Below are 21,722 nucleotides of genomic sequence, written 5' to 3' on the forward strand. Positions count from 1 at the left end.
CGAACTCAGAAGTGAAACGCCGTAGCGCCGATGGTAGTGTGGGGTCTCCCCATGTGAGAGTAGGGAACCGCCAGGTTATTATTAAGTAAAGAAGCCACCCTTTGGGTGGCTTTTTTGCGTTTGGGCGAAAAGAAAATTCCGTTTGTATTTTATTCACCGAAAGGTAGATTGGATAACTGATCACTTCAATCCGGCAGAAAATACAAAGGAGCATCGTTATGGCTGATCCAACCTATGTCCCGCCTCAGGTGTGGGAATGGAAACAGAAAAACGGCGGAAAATTTGCCAATACCAACCGTCCTGTTGCCGGGGCGACACATGAAAAAGCCCTGTCTGTTGGTAAACACCCATTACAGCTTTACTCGCTGGGAACACCTAACGGTCAGAAAGTCACTATCATGCTTGAAGAACTGCTGGCGGCGGGGATCCGCGATGCGGAATACGATGCCTGGCTGATTGATATCGGCGAAGGCGACCAGTTTGGTTCCGGGTTTGTTGATATTAACCCGAACTCAAAAATTCCGGCATTGGTCGACAGAAGTGGTACGAAGCCGGTACGGATCTTTGAATCCGGAGCAATTCTTACGTATCTGGCAGAAAAATTTTCCCTGTTCCTGCCGGAAACTCAGCCTGAACGGGCTGAAACACTGTCATGGCTGTTCTGGCAGATGGGATCTGCACCATTTGTCGGCGGCGGGTTTGGCCATTTCTATGCGTATGCACCGGAAAAATATGAATATCCGATTAACCGCTACGCGATGGAAACCAAACGCCAGCTGAATGTCCTGAACCGTCAGCTCAGTCAGCATGAATTTATTGCCGGCGATAATTACACTATTGCTGATATGGCTGCATGGCCATGGTACGGTGGGTTAGTGCTGGGTACGCTGTATAATGCGGCGACATTCCTGTCTGTCAGTGAATATCCGCATGTGATCCGCTGGGCGAAGCAGATAGCGGCACGTCCGGCTGTTCAGCGCGGACGCCGGGTTAACCGCAGCGGCGGAGAGCCGTCAGACCGGTTTATCCGCGAACGTCATAATGCGTCAGATCTGGACTGATATTTCACGTGTTCCCGGCAGAGCGTTTTCTGCCGGGAAACGTATCTGCATTATTAACGCGGTTCCGGTAATTTAAAGGCCGATACCATCTGCGAAAGCTGTTCGGCTTCTCTTCGCAGGATTTGCGTCCGTGAAGCAGCATCATCAATTAATGTGGCATTCTGCTGTACCGTGGTATCCATCTCTGAGACAGCCATCGTAACCTCGGCCAGCCCTTTGCTCTGCTCCTCACCGGCAACGCGGATATCACTCATCAGCTGTCTTACCTGCAACACATCCATCACCAGATCTGCCAGCGTTTCTCCGGCTTCATGCACCTGATTACTGCCGGTTTTGACATTCTGCACAGACTCATCAATCAGCGCCTTAATCTCCTGTGCTGCCTGTGCACTGCGCTGAGCCAGTGATCTGACTTCAGTCGCCACCACTGCAAAGCCTCGCCCGGAATCACCGGCACGCGCGGCCTCGACGGCGGCATTCAGTGCCAGAATATTGGTCTGGAATGCAATACTGTCGATCACTGACACGATTTCAACCATTCGTCCGGATGATGTACTAACGCTGTTCATTGTCGAAATCACATCACGCATCATATCTCCGCAGCGGCTCGCTGTTTGTGCAGTGGTTTCCGCCAGTTCATCGGCCTGATGGGTATTCTCACTGTTCTGACGTACCGTCACGTTCAGTTCTTCCATCGCGGAAGCACTCTGCTCCAGCGCAGCGGCCTGCTGTGTGACCCGTGCGGATAATTCGTTATTATTATCAGCAAGATTAACGGTATTTCCAGCCACAACAGAGCTGCTGCTGCGTACCGTGAGCAACATGGATGATATTTTATCGGCAAACAGATTAAATGCCTGTGAGATAGCGGAGATTTCATCGGCACCGCGCACTTCCATCCGCCGTGTCAGGTCGCCTTCCCCGTGAGCGATGTCATCGAGGGCCTTACGGGTTTCATCGAGGCGGGTGATCAGTCGGCGGACAACCAGCCAGGAACCCAGCAACAACAGTGCCATGATCGGCAGCAGGGCTTCCAGCACATCCTGCATCATCACTTTTGCCAGCCCGGTGATCCGGCTCTCCGGCGTGACAAGGCCGATGACCCATCTGGTATCGGCCATCGGGAACAGCATCACCTGTGAAGCGGTGTTCAGCTGCCCGTCATTATCAATGCGGATACTGTCGATAGCGGATTGCTCTGAATGGGGTTGCTTCAGGCTTACCGCCACCGGTGCCAGCCAGGCTGATTGTGCAGCCAGTTCATCAAAGGTTTTGAATTGCTTACTGTCATCACCCGGAAAATAGATCAGTTGCCCCTGCCGGTCTGTCACAAAAGCATAGCCGCCGGTGCTGTTGCCGTATTGCTGCATAATCGCGGCGATATTATCCAGACGGATATCCGTTGTCGCGACACCGGCAAATTTTCCGTCGGTTTTGTACGGCACACTGCAGGTCACCATATTCACACCGGAAATGGCATCGCGGTAAACATCAGACCACAAACAGCTTTCCGTGGATTGCTCACGGGCATTCCGGTACCAGCTTTCATTGTGATAATTACCGGCACCCTCTGTATTGTACTCATCAGAAAAAACCAGTTCCCCGGCCGGGTTCCGTGCCCAGAAAAAGCTGCGTTTCTCAATTCCCGGGGTGAATGCCCCCGGCTCCGGCCAGATCCCGCCACCGGTGATCAGGCTGTTGCTTTCAATCAGATTGGGCGGGATATAGCGGTACAGCGCCTCATCATTGGGCAGCACTTCCGCCAGGCGCGCCAGACTGACCGTTTTTCCGTCTGTCTGAGATAAAATTGTACTGACCCGGGATGTCAGGCCGCGTCCGGTTTCTTCAATTAATGCAGTATTAATTTCCACAACGCGGGGCTGACCCCGCCACAGCATAACAACAATGATAATGGCAGTAGTGACGGCCAGGAGCAGGATGCCCCCGATAGTCAGGCGGGTTGAAATGCGGGACGGATACCAGGACATACAAAACTCCCGAAACAAATAAGGGTATATTTGAGTTATCGGCGGTGTGACTTATATCTTTATGATGTTTTATTGAACAGGTGAATGAATGACGGATATCTGTGGCAGGGATCGCACTTTCGTCATTTTATGATGTTTTTCTGTCTGCTGCGGTGTTTCAGAAAACAGTATTTTCATCCGTAACACTATGTTATGTTATAACATCTTTTGCCAGGTGAGATAATCTGTGAATTTAATCAGAAGAATGAATACGTTACTGCTCTCTTTCCTGTTTTTGCTGACATTCAGTCCGCAGGTGTTTGCACACCCGCACAGTTTTATTGATATGGAAACGACCCTTGTGACGGAAAACCATACGCTGAGGGGGATTGAATATGTCTGGAAAATGGATCCGATGACTTCCGCAGATATTCTGTATGATTTGATGAACAGCAAAGAAGACAGCCCGCAGTGGAAGAAGCAGGCAGTATCTGTGATGGCCAATATAATTGCACAGTCTTATTTTTCCGAACTGAATTATCAGAATAAAAAACAGCCTCTTAAACTCTTTCCGGACACCTACCGGATGACGCGTGAGGGATTACAGATTGTTATGTCATTCCGTGTCTCACTATTGCATCCGATACCGTTAGCCGGCAGTACCATTGAGCTGAAAACGTATGAACCGACTTTTTTTGTCAGTATGACCTACAACGGCAAACGCGCGGTTCACCTTTCTCCGCCGGATGCATCACAGTGCCGGTTAGTTTTTACCGAGGCAGATCCTTCGGATACCCTGAAAGATTACGCGCTGTCGCTGGATACCGGCGATACCCCGGATGATGACCTGACGCTCGGTCGCCAGTTTGCACAGCAGATCACCTTACATTGCCCGGAGTGAGATAACGGATGACATCATATTCACGGATTATTCTTCAGCTCACTGTTGTACTTATTGTTTTGTCTGCGGGTGGGTTGCTGTATAGCCAGTGGCCGTCATTGCTGCATGTCAGTGCAAAATTACAAAAAGAACTGAATGTTGAAATGGCGGTGCTGATTCAGAAAGTAGTGTCTGATCCGCTGAAAGCGGGCGGGCTTCTGACGCTTTTCAGTTTTTTATACGGCTTATTGCACGCACTGGGTCCCGGCCACGGTAAAGTTATCCTTTCTGCTTACATCGCCACACATCCGGCAAAATTACGCCACAGCGCGTTATTAAGTATTCTGGCTTCTCTGCTTCAGGGCACTGTGGCGGTTATTTTAGTCTCTGTTGTACTGTTTATATTAAATTTGTCAGTACGCCAGTTAAATAATGTCAGCCAGATAACGGAGAAAGCCAGCTATGCATTTATTATTCTTTTTGGCGCCATTATTGTTATCCGCACATTACGTCGTTTATTTATCAGACCACCGGTCAATAAGCCGCAAATAAAAACAATCCGCGTATCGGATAATAAACCCCCTGTTGCGTTAAAACCGGTTTATCTGCAAAGCGGACAAGTTCAGACATGCAGTTGTGGTCATCAGCATGTTATGCCGGGAAATACAGTCACCGGCAATTGGCGGACACAAGCCGGTATGATTCTGGCCATGGGCAGCCGACCGTGTTCGGGGGCATTATTGGTTTTACTGTTCTCATCAGTTATCGGTGTTTTTCACTGGGGAATTATCGCGGTATTTGCAATGGCGCTGGGAACCGGTATCACACTGTGTATGATAGCCTGGTTCGTACACAGCATGCGCTTTCTGGCACTGCGCCTGTCCCGTAATCCGGGGCAAAAAATAAACCGGCATTATGGCGATATTCTCCGGTTGATCGCAGGGGGGATATTTATTATTGCAGGGCTGCTGATGTATCAGGGAGCCGGGATATCAGCAGGGGGATTTTTTATCTGAAAATAAAAATACCCCATCAGTTAAAATGGAATAAAAATATATCTGTTCTGTAAAGCTACCTGCTTATTCGTTTTTTTCTTCCTCAAATTACTATCTGACAGGCTAAAGATGTGAAAATATTAAAAGGTAATCGTTTGATGTTATTTGATGACGGGAAATTAGCCATTCGGGTAAGAATCAGGCGTTTATTTTCTATAACATTACGTTATTTCTGCGGAATGGAGAAATGCGATGTCCGCTCTCCCTTATCCGGAAAAACGTACTTTCTTCATTATGACCTCTGCTGTTTTCAGGACAGAAAGCCTGATTATAGTTGTTCCATTTCAGGGGAAGTGAATACCCGAAATGTTGCTTTAGTCCTTACCTGATGCACTAATTTGTGTAGAATCAGAGCTAACCCACTTTCATGGAGCGCTCTGCTATGGCTGGTGTAAACAAAACGAATATGAGTGAAACGGATATTATCAGCAAATTTATCCTTCCCGCAGTTAAGGATGCCGGCTGGGATGATTTGACTCAGATTCGTCAGGAAGTGAAACTGCGTGATGGTAAGATAGTGGTCCGCGGAAAGCTGGCATCACGTATCAAAGTGAAATCTGCCGATATCGTACTGTATCACAAGCCTAACCTGCCATTGGCGGTTATCGAAGCCAAAGCCAATAAGCACGCCATCAGTAAAGGGATGCAGCAGGGACTGGATTATGCCGGACTGCTTGATGTACCCTTTGTGTTTGCTTCTAACGGTGATGGGTTTATCTTCCATGATAAAACCAATCCGCAGCAGCTCGAATCAGAAATTACGCTTGATGCTTTCCCGGCACCAGAGCTACTCTGGCAAAAATATTGCGACTGGAAAGGGTTTACTCAGCAACAGTTGCCCGTTATCAGTCAGGATTATTACGATGACGGCAGCGGGAAATCGCCCCGTTACTATCAGATGCGGGCAATTAACCGGACGATAGATGCCGTATCAGCGGGAAAGAATCGTATTTTGCTGGTTATGGCAACCGGCACGGGCAAAACCTATACCGCGTTCCAGATAATCTGGCGGCTGTGGAAAGCCAGAAACAAGAAACGTATTCTGTTTCTTGCAGACCGCAACATTCTGGTCGATCAGACTAAAAATAATGATTTTCAACCTTTCGGCACTGCGATGACCAAAGTCACCGGCCGTACTATCGATCCTGCTTATGAAGTACATCTTGCATTGTATCAGGCCATTACCGGACCGGAAGAGAATCAGAAAGCCTATAAACAGGTTGCTCCGGATTTCTTTGACCTGATTGTGATTGACGAATGTCACCGTGGCAGTGCGTCCGAAGATTCCGCCTGGCGGGAGATTCTGGAGTATTTCGGCAGCGCCACTCAGATTGGCCTGACAGCAACACCAAAAGAAACAGAAGACGTCTCCAATATCGATTATTTTGGTGAACCGGTTTACACCTATTCACTGAAAGAGGGAATTGAAGACGGTTTCCTCGCCCCTTACAAAGTCGTGCGTGTTGATATCGATGTCGATGTTCAGGGCTGGCGGCCGGTTAAAGGTCAACTGGATAAATACGGCAAAGAGATTAAAGACCGTATATACAATCTGAAGGATTTTGACCGCACGCTGGTTATTGATGAGCGTACTATGCTGGTGGCGAAGACTATCACCGATTACCTGAAACGTACCAACCCGATGGATAAAACCATTGTTTTCTGTAACGATATTGATCATGCAGAGCGGATGCGTCATGCGCTGGTGGTGCTTAATCCTGAGCAGGTATTGAAGAACGAAAAATACGTGATGAAAATTACCGGTGACGATGATATCGGCAAAGCACAGCTGGATAACTTTATTAATCCGAAAAAGCCTTATCCGGTGATAGCAACCACCTCAGAATTGATGAGTACGGGCGTCGATGCGCAGACCTGCAAGCTGGTCGTGCTGGATCAAAATATTCAGTCCATGACCAAATTTAAGCAAATCATCGGGCGCGGTACGCGTATCAACGAAAAGTACGGTAAGTTGTGGTTCACCATTCTCGACTTTAAAAAAGCAACCGAACTGTTTGCGGATGAGCGCTTTGACGGCGTGCCGGAAAAAGTGCTGGTGGTCAGACCCGGTGACATTTCCGATCAGGATTCGGATTTTAACGAGCAACTTGATGCGGAAAATGATGATAATACCGCCGGTGAAGCGCGGGAAGATACCGCTGACTATCAGGTTAACCGCGACAGGTCTGAAGGCTGTGGTGAATTCCATAGTGACGATGATGACGACAAAGTCCGTAAGTTCTATGTGAATGGCGTGCATGTAAAAGTGCTGGCTAAACGTGTTCAGTATTATGATTCTGGCGGTAAACTGGTGACTGAATCCTTCCGCGATTACACCCGCAAAACAATGCTGAAAGACAGTGAGTACGCTTCACTGGATGGCTTTATGCGTAAATGGAAGAATGCTCCGCGCAAACAGGTCATCATTGAAGAACTGGAGCAACTGGGGATTTTATGGGATGTACTGGCCGAAGAGGTGGGTAAAGATCTCGACCCGTTTGATTTGCTCTGCCATGTGGTGTACGGTCAGCCGCCGTTAACGCGTCAGGAGCGTGCAGCAAATGTGCGTAAACGTAACTATTTTACGAAGTATGCCGAACCGGCTCAGCAGGTACTTAATACTCTGCTGGACAAATATGCTGATGAAGGTGTGCAGGAAATTGAGGACGTTCTGGTGCTCAAACTGAAACCGTTTGATGCGCTGGGCCGTCCGGGAGAGATCATCAGAGCCGGCTTTGGTAACAAAGCAGCGTATGAGCAGGCCGTCAACGAACTGGAAAACGAAATCTACCGGTTACCGCCACGATTAGCCTGACAGCGAATAAATATATTGCCACCGCCGCGCCTGTGGCCGGTGGCTGTCTTTTTTAGTATGGAAAGAAAACATGTCGATTAGTTCAGTAATTAAATCCCTTCAGGACATTATGCGTAAAGATGCCGGTGTTGACGGTGATGCCCAGCGTTTGGGGCAACTGTCATGGCTGTTGTTCCTGAAAATTTTCGATACCCAGGAAGAAGAGCTGGAACTGGAGCTGGATGATTATCAGTTCCCGATCCCGAAGCGCTATTTATGGCGCAGCTGGGCAGCAGACAGTGAGGGTATTACCGGTGATGAGTTACTGGAGTTTGTGAACGACGATCTTTTTCCGGGGCTTAAAAACCTCATCGCGCCGATCGATAAAAATCCGCGTGGCTTTGTTGTCAGACAGGCGTTCAGCGATGCCTATAACTATATGAAAAATGGCACACTGCTGCGCCAGGTGATTAACAAGCTCAATGAAATTGATTTCGGCAGCAGCCGGGAACGGCATCTGTTTGGCGATATTTACGAACAGATCCTGCGTGACCTGCAAAGTGCAGGAAATGCAGGTGAATTCTATACTCCACGCGCCGTGACGCGCTTTATGGTCAATCGTATTGATCCGAAGCTGGGTGAGTCAATTATGGACCCGGCGTGCGGTACCGGCGGTTTCCTCGCCTGTGCGTTTGACCATGTGAAAGAGCATTACGTCAATACCACCGAAGACCACAAAATACTGCAAAAACAGATCTGCGGCGTAGAGAAAAAGCAGCTTCCGCATTTGCTGTGTACCACCAACATGCTGCTGCACGGCATTGAAGTACCGGTACAAATCCGCCATGACAACACACTCAATAAGCCGCTTTCTTCCTGGGATGAGCAGATTGATGTGATTGTTACCAACCCGCCGTTTGGCGGTACCGAAGAAGACGGTATCGAGAAAAACTTCCCGGCAGAGATGCAGACCCGTGAAACCGCTGATCTGTTTCTGCAACTGATTATCGAAGTGCTGGCAGACAAAGGCCGCGCAGCAGTGGTATTACCGGATGGCTCGCTGTTTGGCGAAGGCGTGAAAACCAAGATTAAAAAACTGCTCACTGAGGAGTGCAATCTGCACACCATCGTGCGGTTGCCGAACGGCGTGTTTAACCCGTACACCGGTATCAAAACGAATATTCTGTTTTTCACCAAAGGTCAGCCAACCAAAGAGGTGTGGTTCTATGAGCACCCGTACCCGGACGGCGTGAAGAACTACAGTAAAACCAAACCGATGAAGTTTGAAGAGTTTCAGGCTGAGATCGACTGGTGGGGAAATGAAGCCGACGGTTTTGCTGCCCGTAAAGAAAACCATCAGGCGTGGAAAGTCAGCATCAACGACATTATCGCCCGCAACTTCAACCTCGATATTAAAAATCCCTATCAGGGCGAAATCATCAGCCACGACCCGGACGAATTGCTGGCGCAGTACCAGAAACAGCAGGCGGAAATCAGCAAACTGCGTAACCAGTTGCGCGATATTCTTGGCGCTGCACTGACAGGCAATAAGGATGCTAACTGATGACTGTTGAGAAGCTGATCTCTGACCATATCGATATCTGGTCTTCTGCCCTGCAAACCCGCTCCACTGCCGGGCGTGGCAGCAATGGCAAAATCGATCTCTATGGTATTAAGAAACTGCGTGAGCTGATTCTGGAACTGGCGGTACGCGGAAAACTGGTGCCGCAGGACCCGAATGATGAACCGGCGTCGGAGCTGTTAAAACGTATTGCGGCTGAGAAAGCGGAGCTGGTAAAGCAGGGGAAAATTAAAAAGCAAAAACTACTTCCTGAGATTAGCGAAGATGAGAAGCCGTTTGAGCTGCCGGTGGGGTGGGAGTGGGTACGTTTGGGGGATTTGGGTTTAATTGGCTCGAGCAGCCGGGTGCATCAACAGGATTGGAAACCTGACGGTATTCCTTTTTATCGGGCTCGTGAAATTGTAACTTTAGCAAAATATGGCGAAGTAAATAATGATTTATTTATTTCCCCTGAATTGTTTGAAAGTTTATGTCTGAACGGGTTATCACCTGAAACTAATGACATTATGCTCACTGGTGTGGGGACGATAGGTGTACCTTACATTGTTAAACCTTATGATAAATTTTACTTTAAAGATGCAAGTGTTCTTATTTTTAAAAATACTCATGCAATTTATTCAGAATATTTAAATAAAATATTCACTTCCAAGTATTGGAAAGATGAGATCCACAAATATAGCATGGGAACAACCGTTCACACATTGACAATAAGTAGAGCAAATGAGGTTTTAATTCCTTTTGCTAGTGAACAAGATCAAATTGGTTTGGTTTCAAAAATAGATGAACTTATGCTCCTTTGCGACCAACTGGAACAGCAATCTTTATCCAGTCTGGATGCTCATCAGCAACTGGTGGAAACCCTGCTGGCAACGCTGACCGACAGCCAAAATACCAAAGAGCTTTCTGACAACTGGGTGCGAATCAGTCAGCATTTCGACACGCTGTTTACCACCGAAGCCAGTATCGATGCGCTTAAGCAAACCATCCTGCAATTAGCGGTAATGGGTAAACTTGTGCCGCAGGATCCTGATGACGAACCTGCTTCTGAGCTGCTTAAACGTATTGAGCAAGAGAAAGCGGAGTTGGTAAAACAAGGGAAAATTAAAAAACAAAAACCGTTGCCGCCAGTGAGTGATGAGGAAAAACCATTTGAATTACCGCAGGGGTGGGAGTGGTGTCGTATAATTGAAATAGCTCAGGTTGGTACAGGGGCAACCCCATCCAGGGATAATCCTGATTATTGGGAGACCCCTGAGTTTAACTGGGTTACAAGTGGTGAAACTTCTTTACCATTTATATTTAATACAGCTGAAAAAATTTCAGGGAAAGCTGTAAAAGAAACAAATGTATCTATTTACTCTCCTGGTACACTTATTATTGCGATGTATGGCCAAGGAAAAACTCGCGGTCAGATAACTGAGTTATGTATTTCTGCAGGAACAAACCAGGCTTGTGCAGCAATTCAGCTTTTTAATACAAATGAATACCATCGTTGTTATATAAAATTATTTTTCGAAAAATCCTATAAGGATTTAAGAGAGTTAGCAGCAGGTGGAGCACAGCCAAATTTAAATTTGGCAAAAGTATCAAATACATTAGTTCCTATACCACCGCTAAGTGAACAAATAAAAATAACCTGCAAGGTAGAAGAACTAATTAAGGTTTGCGACACTCTCAAATCCCGACTGCAATCCGCCCAACAAACCCAGCTCCATCTGGCGGACGCACTCACTGACGCAGCATTAAACTAAGGAACAGACGATGCCGGTTCATCATGCAATCTGGCGGATAGGGGAAAATCCCCAGCCGCTAACCATCAGCAAACTCGCCAGTGAGCAGTTGCTGGAGAAGATGATTTTAAATGACCCGACCATTCTCTCCGACCAGTGGATGATTATCGGCCATCAGGAAAATACCCTCGATAAGGGCCGTATTGATCTGCTGGCGATTGCGCCGGACGCATCACTGGTCCTGATTGAACTTAAACGTGATCGTACGCCGCGTGAAGTGGTCGCACAGGCACTGGACTACGCCTCCTGGGTGGATGATCTTACTGCTGACCGTCTGTCGCAGATTTATGAAAAATTCTCTGGTGGCGGCAATCTGGGTGATGCATTCAGACTGCGTTTCAATGCTGAGCTGGAGGAAGAATCGCTTAATCAGTCACATCAAATCATTATTGTGGCGGCAGAGCTGGACCCGTCCACCGAGCGTATTGTGGATTATCTGAGTAAAAATGGTATCTCAATTAACGTCCTGTTCTTTAAGGTTTTTCAGCATGGTGAGGAGCAATTCTTAAGCAGCGCCTGGCTTATCGACCCGAGTGAAACGCAAACTAATGCGGCACAGGCCACCGCCACAAGTGCGAATACAAAAGAGCCCTGGAATGGTGAGTTTTATGTCTCGTTTGGCGACCCGCAAAGCCGTGTCTGGGAAGAGGCTCGTCGTTACGGATTTATCAGTGCGGGCGGCGGAAGCTGGTACAGCCAGACGCTGAAACAACTTCAGCCGGGGGACCGGGTGTGGGTAAAAATCCCGGCGACGGGTTATGTCGGCGTTGGTATTGTGCAGAGCGCCGTTGAGCCTGCCGGTAGCTTTACTATCACTACGGAAGAGGGTGAAAAGCTGGCGATGGATGTACTCAGGTACAGGGAACTTTATCAGCGGAATGCAGATGATCCTGATAAATCTGAGTATTTTGTCCCTGTCAAATGGCTGGAAACCCGCAGTGAACAAGAGGCGGTAAATGAAGTCGGATTCTTCGGTAACCAAAATACCGTTTGTAAACCCACGGCACCGAAATGGCGCCATACTGTCGAAAAATTAAAACGCTATTTTAAAAACTGGAATGTGAAGGAGTAAGATTCCGGGCGGACATAACAACTTTCCATTCAGGAGGAAAGATGACTACAGCAGAATCAGGACAGTTAAAGGTCTTGCAAAAACTAATGAGCCTTGGTGCTATAAATGTTTCCGTCTGCAAAGAAGGCCGCAGAACGTTTATCAAATTTGACTCTCCAACTGGCAAAAAATATAAAGTAACAACCAGAGCTAAAATGTCAGGGACGTGGCAAACATCAATCAACTATGCAAATAAGTGTGTACCTGATAAAAAAGACGATGAATTCTGGATATTTATCGATATCAGAAAAGAGCCTGCCACTTTTTATATAATACCATTGTCATGGATACAGAATGATATTTATGAGGCTCATTCAGATTATTTAGATAAACATAACGGAAGGCGGGCTATTAATGATAACTCGACTCATCATGCTATTTCGGTAAAACGAATTTCTGAATGGAAAGACGCATGGGCACAATTGGGTTTTAATGTTTAAAATTGTGACATCTTCCCTTTTCGTCCTCTTATGCAGAATGGTGTATACTTCCCGGCAGGAAATTTATTCACGGTTAATTAAAATGAAAGAAAACGAAAAAGCACAAATCAAGCTTCTCAGCGACCGTTTAGACCTTACCCGTCACCAGATGGCCGGTATGCTGCAAAAGAACGAAACGGAAAAGTACGCAGAACTTGAGAAAGAAAAAGCCGCGCTGGAAACTGACATTGCCCGCCTGAAGGAACAACGCAGCAAGAAACTCAGCAAAGAAGCACAAAAGCTGGTGGATATGCCGTTCAAGCGCTCTATCACTAAGAAAGAACAGGCTGATATCGGCAAGCTGAAGAAATCGGTGCGGGGCCTGATCATTGTCCATCCGATGACGGCGTTAGGCCGCGAAATGGGACTGGATGACATGACCGGTTTTTCTAAGACTGATTTCTGAATAGTAATTACTCTCTTTGTTTACAACGTCCGGTTCCGGCATAAACCGGGCGTTAATAATTCAGCTGACATTAAAAATAATGGCTCTGTGATTTTTCTACTTCCCTTTTTTCAGCAAATCTCTCAGTGCCGCGATATTCGCTCTCGCCCCTTCTGACTCTTTTAACCGGCGGCGTTTCCGGTCAAATATATCAAATACGTCTTTGGCTTTTTCATCAGCTGCTTTCTTACTGATCCCACCAGCGCCCTGCAATACGTTGCGGTCATTGAAACTTAAAAACTGATCCAGTTTAGTATCCCAATCCTGTAAGAAAACCTGCTTACGGCGCAGCGCCTGGTCTTCGGCAAAATCGAGCCACATATTGACGATACGGTTTAATTCTTTGAGCTCATGTTCCCGCAGATAGTTTTTCGCAATCGTCACATCAGTTTTACGGATTTCACCAGATTTATAATTTGTTAATCCCATATCCGGTTGATTGGCATCTGCACGACTGGCGATAAGCTCAGCGGCGGTCATGCCGGTACAGGCAAAATGCAGTTTGTTTTGGATGATCTGAAAAAAGCGTGTGGTTTCTTTATTTGAAGGTTCGTAGTCTGCCGCCAGCGTGAAAATCTCTTTTATCCGTAAATACACCCGCCGCTCACTGGCGCGGATATCACGGATACGTTCGAGCATCTCATCAAAGTAATCAGGCACCACAGACTGACCAACAGGTGGATTCTTCAGCCGCTCATCATCCATCACAAACCCTTTGATCAGATACTGTTCCAGTGTTTGCGTTGCCCACTGGCGAAACTGTGTGCCGCGAACGGAGCGGACGCGGTAACCGACAGCGAGGATCACTGAGAGATTGAAGTATTTTACATTGTACTGTTTACCATCATCCGCAGTTGTTCGGTAAAACCGAATAACTGAATTTTCGGCTAACTCGCCTTCAGTAAAAATGTTGCTGATATGCTCACTAATCGTAGCTTTAGCTTTTCCGTAAAGCTCACAAATCGAGGATTGAGATAACCACAGCGTATCAGATTCAAAACGGCATTCAACGCGGGTCTGACCATCTTCACTGCGGAACAGAATAAATTCGCCCTGTGGTGCCTCAGGAAGATTATCACTCATTGCACGATCTCCGTTTTACGGGTTGTTATCTCAGCGGAATGAACACAGATGCTACCAATATACCCGGAAAAATAAATGTTAAAATACTCACACCGGTTAGTTGTGTGCTGATGATATTACAGAGGTGGGTTTTAGCGATGTGCGGATGAATATAATTGGCGGAGATCACAGGAGTCTCATTTAGTGGTTAATGTTTTGATATTTAATGAATTTATTATTTGATATAAATAGTGGTGCCCCCACTAATGCCCCCAGATTGATTTTTGATAAAAAATGATCAAAAAAATATGGCTGTGATAAATACCAACAGCCATTAATTATACTGTAATCTTTATATTAAATCTCATACCCGAGTATCAACTCAGATTTGCTGACGATCAGTGAAGTGTTCATACATTTTCTCTGTCATCACCCACAGCGCTTTATTCAGACGGATATCACCATCAATACCGGTCACTGCCCGGGTGTGTGACCGTTTCCCTTTGGCTGTACGTCCGGACAGTCCGCCTTTAATTAAGTTTTCCTGTAAACGTTGGTACACCGTCCACAGGTCATCCTTCTTATCTTCCCACCGGCGGGGTTGCAGCACCTGTTCTTCCGTGACCGGCTGGTAGTCATCACCGAACCGGTACGTGATAGCGGCATGCGCCAGCGCCTGCTGTGCCGGTGGTGGTAACAACAGCGACTGCATCTGTTCGCGTTTTTCAGCCACCGCATCAAACGTTTCCAGCACTTCATAAGCCCCTTCAATCACTTTATTGACGACATTACCTTTATGAGGCACTCTGACCTCACCAAAGGTATCACCGCAGACCAGCCCGTTATGACAAACCGCACGGAATAACCCCGGCAGCATCTGATAACTGCTGGTGCCGTCGTGGCTGTTTAACAGGATAATTTCCGGTACCTGGACACCGGTAATCTGGTTATGGCGGCGAAGACGCAGCATATGTTTGGTGTGCTCCCGGCGGCTGTCATCGCGGACACGGGTCTGACAGGCAAAGAACGGATAAAAGCCTTCTTTCTGCAGGCTCTCAAGCAGGGTAATGGTGGGAATATAGGTATAACGGTCACTGCGGGATTCATGTTTTTCTGCTGAAAAGACACTGGGTACAGTGCAGTATAATTCTTCGGTGGTTAACGGGCGGTCACGACGAATGATATTCGCCCTGCCGAAGCGGGAAGCTAAACGGGTCATAGTAATACTCCTGTAAAATTAAACGGATAAAAGGGTGGACAGGTAAAAGCCGGAGCCGAAGGTGTAAAGGACGCGATAAAATGGGGTACGGAGGCGGGCTTTTTATACAGAGGTGTATCGGCTGGTGGTGTGAGTTCTGCGGTGTACTGTCAGACCAGTTGCTTTCCGTGCCCGCAGAATATCGGTCGCAGTGATACCGTTGTTGCGCCGGTCAGTGCGGACCAGGGCGTATTTCTCCGCAAAGGCATTCAGTGCCTCACACAATGACACCCCGCGACAAAGGCAGGCCTCAATCACGCTCTCATCACTAAATTCCGTGTCGTTCAGAGTGAGGCCGTAGTGCTGTTGCAGCAGGTAAGTCAGCAGTGTCTGCCAGACGGCCGCCGGTGACGCGGGTACTGCTGTATTGTTCATGGCGTAGCTCCCGGTTAATCAATCAGATGAAAAATAGCGGCACACTCGTCATGCTGCAGGGCGTAGTCCCGTAACTGATAAAAATACTCAACTAATACTTCGCTTTCAGTCCGGAATGACCAGATACTGAACGTCATTAAACACACGGCAATGCCTGCGGCTTCCGGACTCAGTTCCGCATTATTACCGTTATGCGGGTTAACCATCGGAAGTGATGTTTCAATCATGTCTGGCCAGATAAATGCACCACCATTGGTGAGCATACTGAATTCCCAGAAAGCACCATAATAAACATCACACAGTTCGCTCATCCGGGTAAAAATATCGCCTTCCAGGCGCTGCCAGCCCGGCACGCTGCCGAAATAAAACCGCCAGAATGTGTCTCTGCCACGGGGATGAACCAGATTGCTTTTGATGGCTGCGGGCTCCTGCAGCGGAAGGGCTGATAATGTCATCGTGAAACTCCTTTATATTGATGGGTAAAATAGTGGGTTACTGATTTGTGAATGGGCATAAAAAAACGGCAGACTGTGAATGTCTGCCGTCAGAGGAGATGTAATAAACAGGTCTTCTGTGCAGGTCAGCGGGGAAAGAGCCGGCCCAGCAGACGGTCAAGGGTACCGCCCAGCACGGCTGAGCAGGCCAGCGCGGCACTAAGCCCCGCCGCCAGCTTTTCCGCTGCGGAGGCATCTTCATTGTCTGCCGCCTCAGCCGCAGCCTGCCAGGCGCAGTACGTGGCTAACGCCACCGTTACCACACCGAGCGTGGTGGCCATTAATTTAAAAACAGACATCTGTATTTCCTTTTTGCATGCCTCAGTTACTGCGGACCGGACCAGCTGTCAGTATCCATCTGCAGGAAGGACTCACAGTCTCCCTCTCCGGCTTTACAGACCCGCTCCGCGACGGATTTCGGCGGCCATTTCTTACTGGTTTCGTACTCCATACCGTTATTGTCGATACAGCCCACCTTCAGCCAGTTGGCCTGAGCCCCGGTGTTATAATAAATACTGCTGATACAGGTCATGGCCACCGGAGCCGGATGGCCTTTGGACAAATCCGCTCTTGTCTCACTTTTCAGTTCTCCGGCAGGGAGTGGCTGCCACGCAGGTTTCCGGCCTTTGCCGTCGTTCTGCATTTTCAGCTGCTGCCCGTATTCCGGGGTCAGGTAATAAGTGTAACGGTCAGGCTGCACCTCACCGGGCATGCGTAGTGCAAAAACCGGGGCGGACAGCAGTAAACAACCAAGCAGTGTCAGACTTCTTTTCATGGTGACATCCTTATTAAGGTAATGAACGGATAAACTGATAATGGGGTAATGCGGTGATAAATTCGGGACGGGTGACTGTCCGTGCGATAACGGTGTCCTGCCGGAAGCGGCGTCCGGACACTGCAATGTTCTGCAGCTGACTGAACCGGAACACCCGCAGGGCAGACTGCCATTCCCCGCACAGATACCAGTCCCGCTGAAAATAAATCAGCTTGTAGGGAGCCATGCCCTCATGCTCCTGACCGTCACAGCGGAAGCTGAGCAGCCGCCTGCGGACAATCGCCTGCGTCACCACATAAAAGCCGCCGAAGAGCGTCGGGGCGGATTGCGGTGGCTCATGGTAGACCAGACAGGGGGCACCGTTTTCCGGACTGAGCAGAACAGACAGCAGCCTGCGGTCAAGCGAGGGGAACAGCGGGGTGATATGGGTGATATCGGCAAAGTACAGAATATCGCTGTCTGTCCGGTAAGGACGCTGACCGGCGGCCAGCCGGTATCCGCCCTGATACGGCTCCGTGTCCAGAAAGACCAGGCGTTCACTGAAATCACGCTGCAGTGTGCGGGCCGAGACATTAAACTCACGGGCGAGCTGTGCCGGATACAGTGTTTCGCCGCGGAACAGGCGGCTGATAATCATGGCCAGCCGGAATGCAAGCCGGTCATGGCGTGAATCTGACGTATGCATGAGCGCAGCCTCCGTGAGTCAGTCAGAGAAAACAGGAATAACGGAATACGGAAATCAGGCCGCCAGGGCCTTCTGGCGCAGGTACGCCACAATGATGCAGGCCGGAACGGTGACCCGGTAAGCGGGACCGGCGATATCAGCTATCAGCCAGGCGGAGCTCAGCGCAATCCCGACTGGACCGGCCAGTACCCCCAGCGCCCTGTTGGCGGCAAAGAGTGTACCCCAGGTGGCAATACCGCCCATGGCTTCAATCACCCCGACAGCGGCAATCGTGGCAAACTGCAGGGCAGCGACACCGGAGCTGGTCACGGCGGCCTGCACCGCGAGCAGGATAAGCTGGGGAGTCGGCGCGGACAGATTCAGTTTCAGTCCGTCCGCAAAACGGACCAGCTCTTCCTGTGACATCTCCCGCAGGCTTTTCTCCAGTACTTTCATCAGCAGGTTCAGTTCGGTGGTTTCCACCGGACTTTCTTTGTTGTAGTTCACTTTCAGCTTGTCGCAGACATCGTGCAGGATTTCACGGTAGAGCACGCCCTTGTTGCCGCGCAGCAGCGTGACCAGACTGTTGGCCCCGAAGGCCTGCAGCTCGGCACAGATGGCAGGCCAGTACTTCTGATGGTCAGGGTAAAAGAGCTGATATTCCGGTGAGGTGGTCAGAGATTCCGCCAGACGTTTTTTGCCGTCTTTGCTGTCGTGTGTCAGAACGGAGACCAGCAGACCGAGGTTCTCATTGCTGCACTGACCGATAAATGCGAGGTCGGGGTCGATACGGTAGGTTGCCATAACAGAAATTCCTTACAGGTGATTTAAGACAACCACAGCATAACAAGGGGGTCTGACAGGATATGACGCGGAAAATCGCTGTTTTCGGGGGGTAAAAAACGGGGAAACGACAGGGTGTGTCGCCGGTCAGTTATCCGAGCCACTGTTTCCCTTGTCATATCAGTTGGTTAATGTGTATCTGAAAAATCACTGATTCCGTAAAATTATTTTTTCGGTGTTCTGTACTCATTCTCAATTAACCGGGTCACCAAATCGGTGATCGTCATTTCATAGGTTTCAGCCAATTCTTCCAGATGTTTTTTTACTTCATCATCCAGACTGCAGCTCAGTGTTTTTTTATTTTTTTGTTTTTTCCGGAGAGTACGCTGCTGCCATGCCTTTTTAAGAGAGTATAAAAAATACTTTTTTCCCCCGGGGTTATCATTCCATGCCCGCAGGGCAGCATAAAAACAAATATATTTATCCCCGGAACTTACGGGATTAAAGAACCGGAGAGGCCAGACAGGTATCTTTATATTATCGACAGAGTAATTACAAATATAACCCCATGCCCAGTTACAGGCATCATCATCATCCTTACTCAGCCACTTTATATTTTTTATTGCTGTGAAGGATTTTATCCATTTATCCTTAAGCATATTTATAATATTTTCTTTTTCACCAAACCTCAGGTTCATATGATCAAAGACAGTCTGGAAGTCGCGATACATCTCTTCAGTGCTGACATGATTCTCTTTTATGCCAAATTTACTTTTAATGAATTCTATTTGCTGTGATACAGGTAAATTCCTGAATTCTTTATTGTCTGACCAACTATTAACAGTGGGTTTTACCACGTTTGACTGTTGAATTACATGAGTATATTTATCGCTCATGGGTGTTAAGAGTTTTATATTATTTAACATTACCCAGCAATATGCAGAGGCAACACTGTCTTCTTTAATCCATTCAAACTTATCAATACTGATAAGGTTATTGTTTACATCATTTAAAACTTGATTGTTAAGGTAATTACTATTCGTCATACCAATAACTTCATGGATTAAATCTCTTAACCGTGATTTGTCATTTCTGTCACCTGCGAAATATTTATTTTCAACCCATTCAAACCCGGGTTCTGTTGACATGAAAAATACAAAAACACCCGTTTTCCTCAGGTTTTTCACTTTCAGCAACTCATCAATCTCATAGTTTTTATCGTTCATTATTTGTCCACACTGTGTAGTTGATATGTCGTTATTGTAATTTGTTTTAGTCTCTAAAAAAGTGATATTGTCGTAATAATGTAGATTAAGAATAGTTTTATGATCTTTTTAATGAGTATAAAATGAAGTGTTTTTATACTGTAATTTAAATAGTTATCCTGAAAATACTGGCTAAGACAGTACTTTTTACAGGAAAAATGATGCTCACGGTTACTTATCTTTTTTTCCCGTGGCTACTTCTGTGAGGAGACTAACTTTCAGATATCTTGTTCATCGTGAAGCTTGCTGCAAATGCTGTCTGTGCATACTGTTTTAATAAACTCAGGTAACAATCAAAAAAGGATTATTTATTATTATATTAATCTTACCCGGTACTCTCTATATCAGGTTAATATTCACCTCTGTTCTTACGATAACCCTTTCATTATTGATAACATCATCTCTTTATCGAATAAATAACCAAACATATTGAATGACACTCCTGTTACTGATACAGATGATAGTGACATTATCATGAATTACTGATTCATCTTCATAAACAATAACTTTTGTTAATTAATCTCAGTGGTGAGTTCACTTACTGTCCACATCTGAGGTATCACTCAGAATAAATGCGGTTAATCACATTTAAAACTCGCCTGTTGTAGATATAGGGGGCAGTAAAAAAATAAAAGCTTCTCTCTGTCATATGAACAGAAACACCATCATTAATCAGAGAGGATTAATCATGAAAGACGATATAACCTGTGAAATACTGGCACTTTCACAAACCTATAATAACGGTACGGAGATTACCGATGACACAACAGACCGTGAGTTATTCCAGCTGATAGCGTTACACACCACTGCATTAATTAAAAGAAAGAGTCAGCCTTTACCTTTCAGCGCGTACTATTTTGGTGAAAAATTACAAATAAAGGCCACTAAAACCGGTCAGTTGTTTTATGAATTAATACAAAACATTCTTTCTCTTTCCCGTGTCACCGGTAACCGGCGTAAATTACATCCGGTTATTCCGCTGATTGTTTCTCTTGCTGAGAAATATCATATCCGTCCTGTTCCGATGTTGTCGGAATACTATTCTGACTCAGAGGAGGAAGTTAAACAGTTAAATGAGGCCTATCGTGAGTTTATTCAGTCAGTAGACGGCAGAGAGTATAAAAACGCTGTCAGTACATTTAAGAACAGTGCCCGCAAGAATTACCGGTTCTGTTGCCGCTATATTAAAAACCTGTTTGAGCGCCATGCAAAGCTGCTGGTGGTACGGACAGACCTGTCTTACGGAAAGCGGGTCAGCCACAAAGTTACAGCCGGGGATTTAACCCGTCACCGGATTGCCCTGTACAAAGCAATACAGCGGTTACCCCTGTTTAAACACTGCGTCGGTTATATCCTGAAGCTGGAATACGGTCGTGAGAAAGGCTTTCACTACCACTGCCTGTTTTTCTTCAACGGCCAGCATGTCAGGCAGGATGTCACGATAGCCCGGCTTATCGGTGAGTTTTGGCAGGAAACCATCACTGACGGACAGGGGATCTACTTTAACTGCAACCGCTATAAATCAGATTACCGTATCTGCGGTATTGGGATGTTGCACCGCAGTGAGAGCCTCCGGCGGGAAGGCCTGATGACCGCTGTAAACTATATCTGCAAAACAGATCAGTGGGTGAAACTGCAGGTACCGGGGATCGACCGGACATTCTGGCGGGGAACCATCAGAAACAAACGGCGTAAAACACGCCGGTAAATCTTTTTTTACAGACAAGGGGAATCTTATAGAAGTGATATCCGCTGCGTCATCGATAGCACTTCTGACTTTTAAACTTACAAAGACAGGAGATTCCCCATGAATACCACCGATACCACCGATACCACCGATACCACCGATACCACCGATACCACCGATACCACCTATTCATGG

20 protein-coding genes are annotated in these 21,722 nt (G+C 47.2%); 10 read left to right on the forward strand and 10 right to left on the reverse strand.

Annotated features, from left to right (window positions below; genetic code table 11):
- Positions 1-218 precede the first annotated feature (218 nt).
- Complete coding sequence (gene yghU / locus GN208_RS16615; RefSeq protein WP_004238552.1) at positions 219-1,061, forward strand: glutathione-dependent disulfide-bond oxidoreductase; 843 nt, start codon at positions 219-221, stop codon at positions 1,059-1,061.
- A 53-nt stretch (positions 1,062-1,114) separates the two neighbouring features.
- Here the strand turns inward: yghU and GN208_RS16620 are convergent, their stop codons facing one another.
- The gene (locus tag GN208_RS16620) at positions 1,115-3,049 is read right to left on the reverse strand and encodes a methyl-accepting chemotaxis protein (RefSeq protein ID WP_004238554.1); all 1,935 of its coding nucleotides are present in this window, start codon (positions 3,047-3,049) and stop codon (positions 1,115-1,117) included.
- A 226-nt stretch (positions 3,050-3,275) separates the two neighbouring features.
- Here GN208_RS16620 and GN208_RS16625 point away from each other — a divergent pair, with 226 nt between their 5' ends.
- From GN208_RS16625 to GN208_RS16660, 8 genes are all read left to right on the forward strand, one after another.
- Positions 3,276-3,929 carry a DUF1007 family protein gene (locus tag GN208_RS16625; protein ID WP_243828482.1) on the forward strand — a complete coding sequence of 218 codons (654 nt, stop codon included), beginning with the start codon at positions 3,276-3,278 and terminating at the stop codon, positions 3,927-3,929.
- Positions 3,930-3,937: 8 nt separating this feature from the next.
- Complete coding sequence (locus GN208_RS16630; protein WP_004238557.1) at positions 3,938-4,924, forward strand: nickel/cobalt transporter; 987 nt, start codon at positions 3,938-3,940, stop codon at positions 4,922-4,924.
- A gap of 421 nt (positions 4,925-5,345) precedes the next feature.
- Entirely contained in the window at positions 5,346-7,778 is a 2,433-nt protein-coding gene (locus GN208_RS16635; RefSeq protein ID WP_015422361.1) for a DEAD/DEAH box helicase family protein, read from the forward strand.
- Between the two features lie 70 nt (positions 7,779-7,848).
- Positions 7,849-9,321 (forward strand): N-6 DNA methylase, encoded by a 1,473-nt coding sequence (locus GN208_RS16640; protein WP_004238560.1) that lies wholly within the window; start codon positions 7,849-7,851, stop codon positions 9,319-9,321.
- The gene (locus GN208_RS16645; RefSeq protein ID WP_004238561.1) at positions 9,321-11,090 is read left to right on the forward strand and encodes a restriction endonuclease subunit S; all 1,770 of its coding nucleotides are present in this window, start codon (positions 9,321-9,323) and stop codon (positions 11,088-11,090) included. The genes GN208_RS16640 and GN208_RS16645 overlap by 1 nt, the downstream gene beginning before the upstream one ends.
- Before the next feature lie 10 nt (positions 11,091-11,100).
- On the forward strand, positions 11,101-12,201 hold the full coding sequence (locus tag GN208_RS16650; RefSeq protein ID WP_243828483.1) for a nuclease: 1,101 nt from the start codon (positions 11,101-11,103) through the stop codon (positions 12,199-12,201).
- A gap of 41 nt (positions 12,202-12,242) precedes the next feature.
- The gene (locus GN208_RS16655; RefSeq protein WP_015422359.1) at positions 12,243-12,680 is read left to right on the forward strand and encodes a hypothetical protein; all 438 of its coding nucleotides are present in this window, start codon (positions 12,243-12,245) and stop codon (positions 12,678-12,680) included.
- A gap of 82 nt (positions 12,681-12,762) precedes the next feature.
- A complete protein-coding gene (locus GN208_RS16660; RefSeq protein ID WP_036418318.1) occupies positions 12,763-13,125 on the forward strand; it encodes a YibL family ribosome-associated protein in 363 nt (120 codons plus the stop codon).
- Positions 13,126-13,221: 96 nt separating this feature from the next.
- Here the strand turns inward: GN208_RS16660 and rhuM are convergent, their stop codons facing one another.
- The 9 genes from rhuM to GN208_RS16705 form a co-directional block, all read right to left on the reverse strand.
- Entirely contained in the window at positions 13,222-14,247 is a 1,026-nt protein-coding gene (gene rhuM / locus GN208_RS16665) for a RhuM family protein (RefSeq protein WP_004238564.1), read from the reverse strand.
- 361 nt (positions 14,248-14,608) lie between these two features.
- Positions 14,609-15,445, reverse strand: a complete 837-nt coding sequence (locus tag GN208_RS16670; protein ID WP_243828484.1) for a DUF932 domain-containing protein — start codon at positions 15,443-15,445, stop codon at positions 14,609-14,611.
- A gap of 102 nt (positions 15,446-15,547) precedes the next feature.
- Positions 15,548-15,859, reverse strand: coding sequence for a TA system toxin CbtA family protein (locus tag GN208_RS16675; RefSeq protein WP_243828485.1), 312 nt, complete (start codon positions 15,857-15,859; stop codon positions 15,548-15,550).
- 14 nt (positions 15,860-15,873) lie between these two features.
- A complete protein-coding gene (locus tag GN208_RS16680; protein ID WP_243828486.1) occupies positions 15,874-16,314 on the reverse strand; it encodes an antirestriction protein in 441 nt (146 codons plus the stop codon).
- Between the two features lie 125 nt (positions 16,315-16,439).
- Positions 16,440-16,652: a hypothetical protein gene (locus tag GN208_RS16685; protein WP_036410584.1), complete on the reverse strand. Its 213-nt coding sequence runs from the start codon at positions 16,650-16,652 to the stop codon at positions 16,440-16,442.
- 26 nt (positions 16,653-16,678) lie between these two features.
- Positions 16,679-17,128, reverse strand: coding sequence for a hypothetical protein (locus GN208_RS16690; protein ID WP_214232846.1), 450 nt, complete (start codon positions 17,126-17,128; stop codon positions 16,679-16,681).
- Positions 17,129-17,141: 13 nt separating this feature from the next.
- Positions 17,142-17,813 carry a WYL domain-containing protein gene (locus GN208_RS16695; protein ID WP_243828487.1) on the reverse strand — a complete coding sequence of 224 codons (672 nt, stop codon included), beginning with the start codon at positions 17,811-17,813 and terminating at the stop codon, positions 17,142-17,144.
- 54 nt (positions 17,814-17,867) lie between these two features.
- Positions 17,868-18,596 (reverse strand): DUF3944 domain-containing protein, encoded by a 729-nt coding sequence (locus GN208_RS16700; protein ID WP_243828488.1) that lies wholly within the window; start codon positions 18,594-18,596, stop codon positions 17,868-17,870.
- A 203-nt stretch (positions 18,597-18,799) separates the two neighbouring features.
- The gene (locus GN208_RS16705; RefSeq protein ID WP_214179404.1) at positions 18,800-19,801 is read right to left on the reverse strand and encodes a hypothetical protein; all 1,002 of its coding nucleotides are present in this window, start codon (positions 19,799-19,801) and stop codon (positions 18,800-18,802) included.
- A 727-nt stretch (positions 19,802-20,528) separates the two neighbouring features.
- On the opposite strand from GN208_RS16705, the gene GN208_RS16710 reads away from it, so the two are divergent.
- Positions 20,529-21,548: an inovirus-type Gp2 protein gene (locus GN208_RS16710; protein ID WP_243828489.1), complete on the forward strand. Its 1,020-nt coding sequence runs from the start codon at positions 20,529-20,531 to the stop codon at positions 21,546-21,548.
- The last annotated feature ends 174 nt before the right edge of the window (positions 21,549-21,722 follow it).

Source organism: Morganella sp. HSTU-ASny43, from assembly GCF_022819185.1.
In the GTDB taxonomy this organism is placed as follows: domain Bacteria; phylum Pseudomonadota; class Gammaproteobacteria; order Enterobacterales; family Enterobacteriaceae; genus Morganella; species Morganella morganii.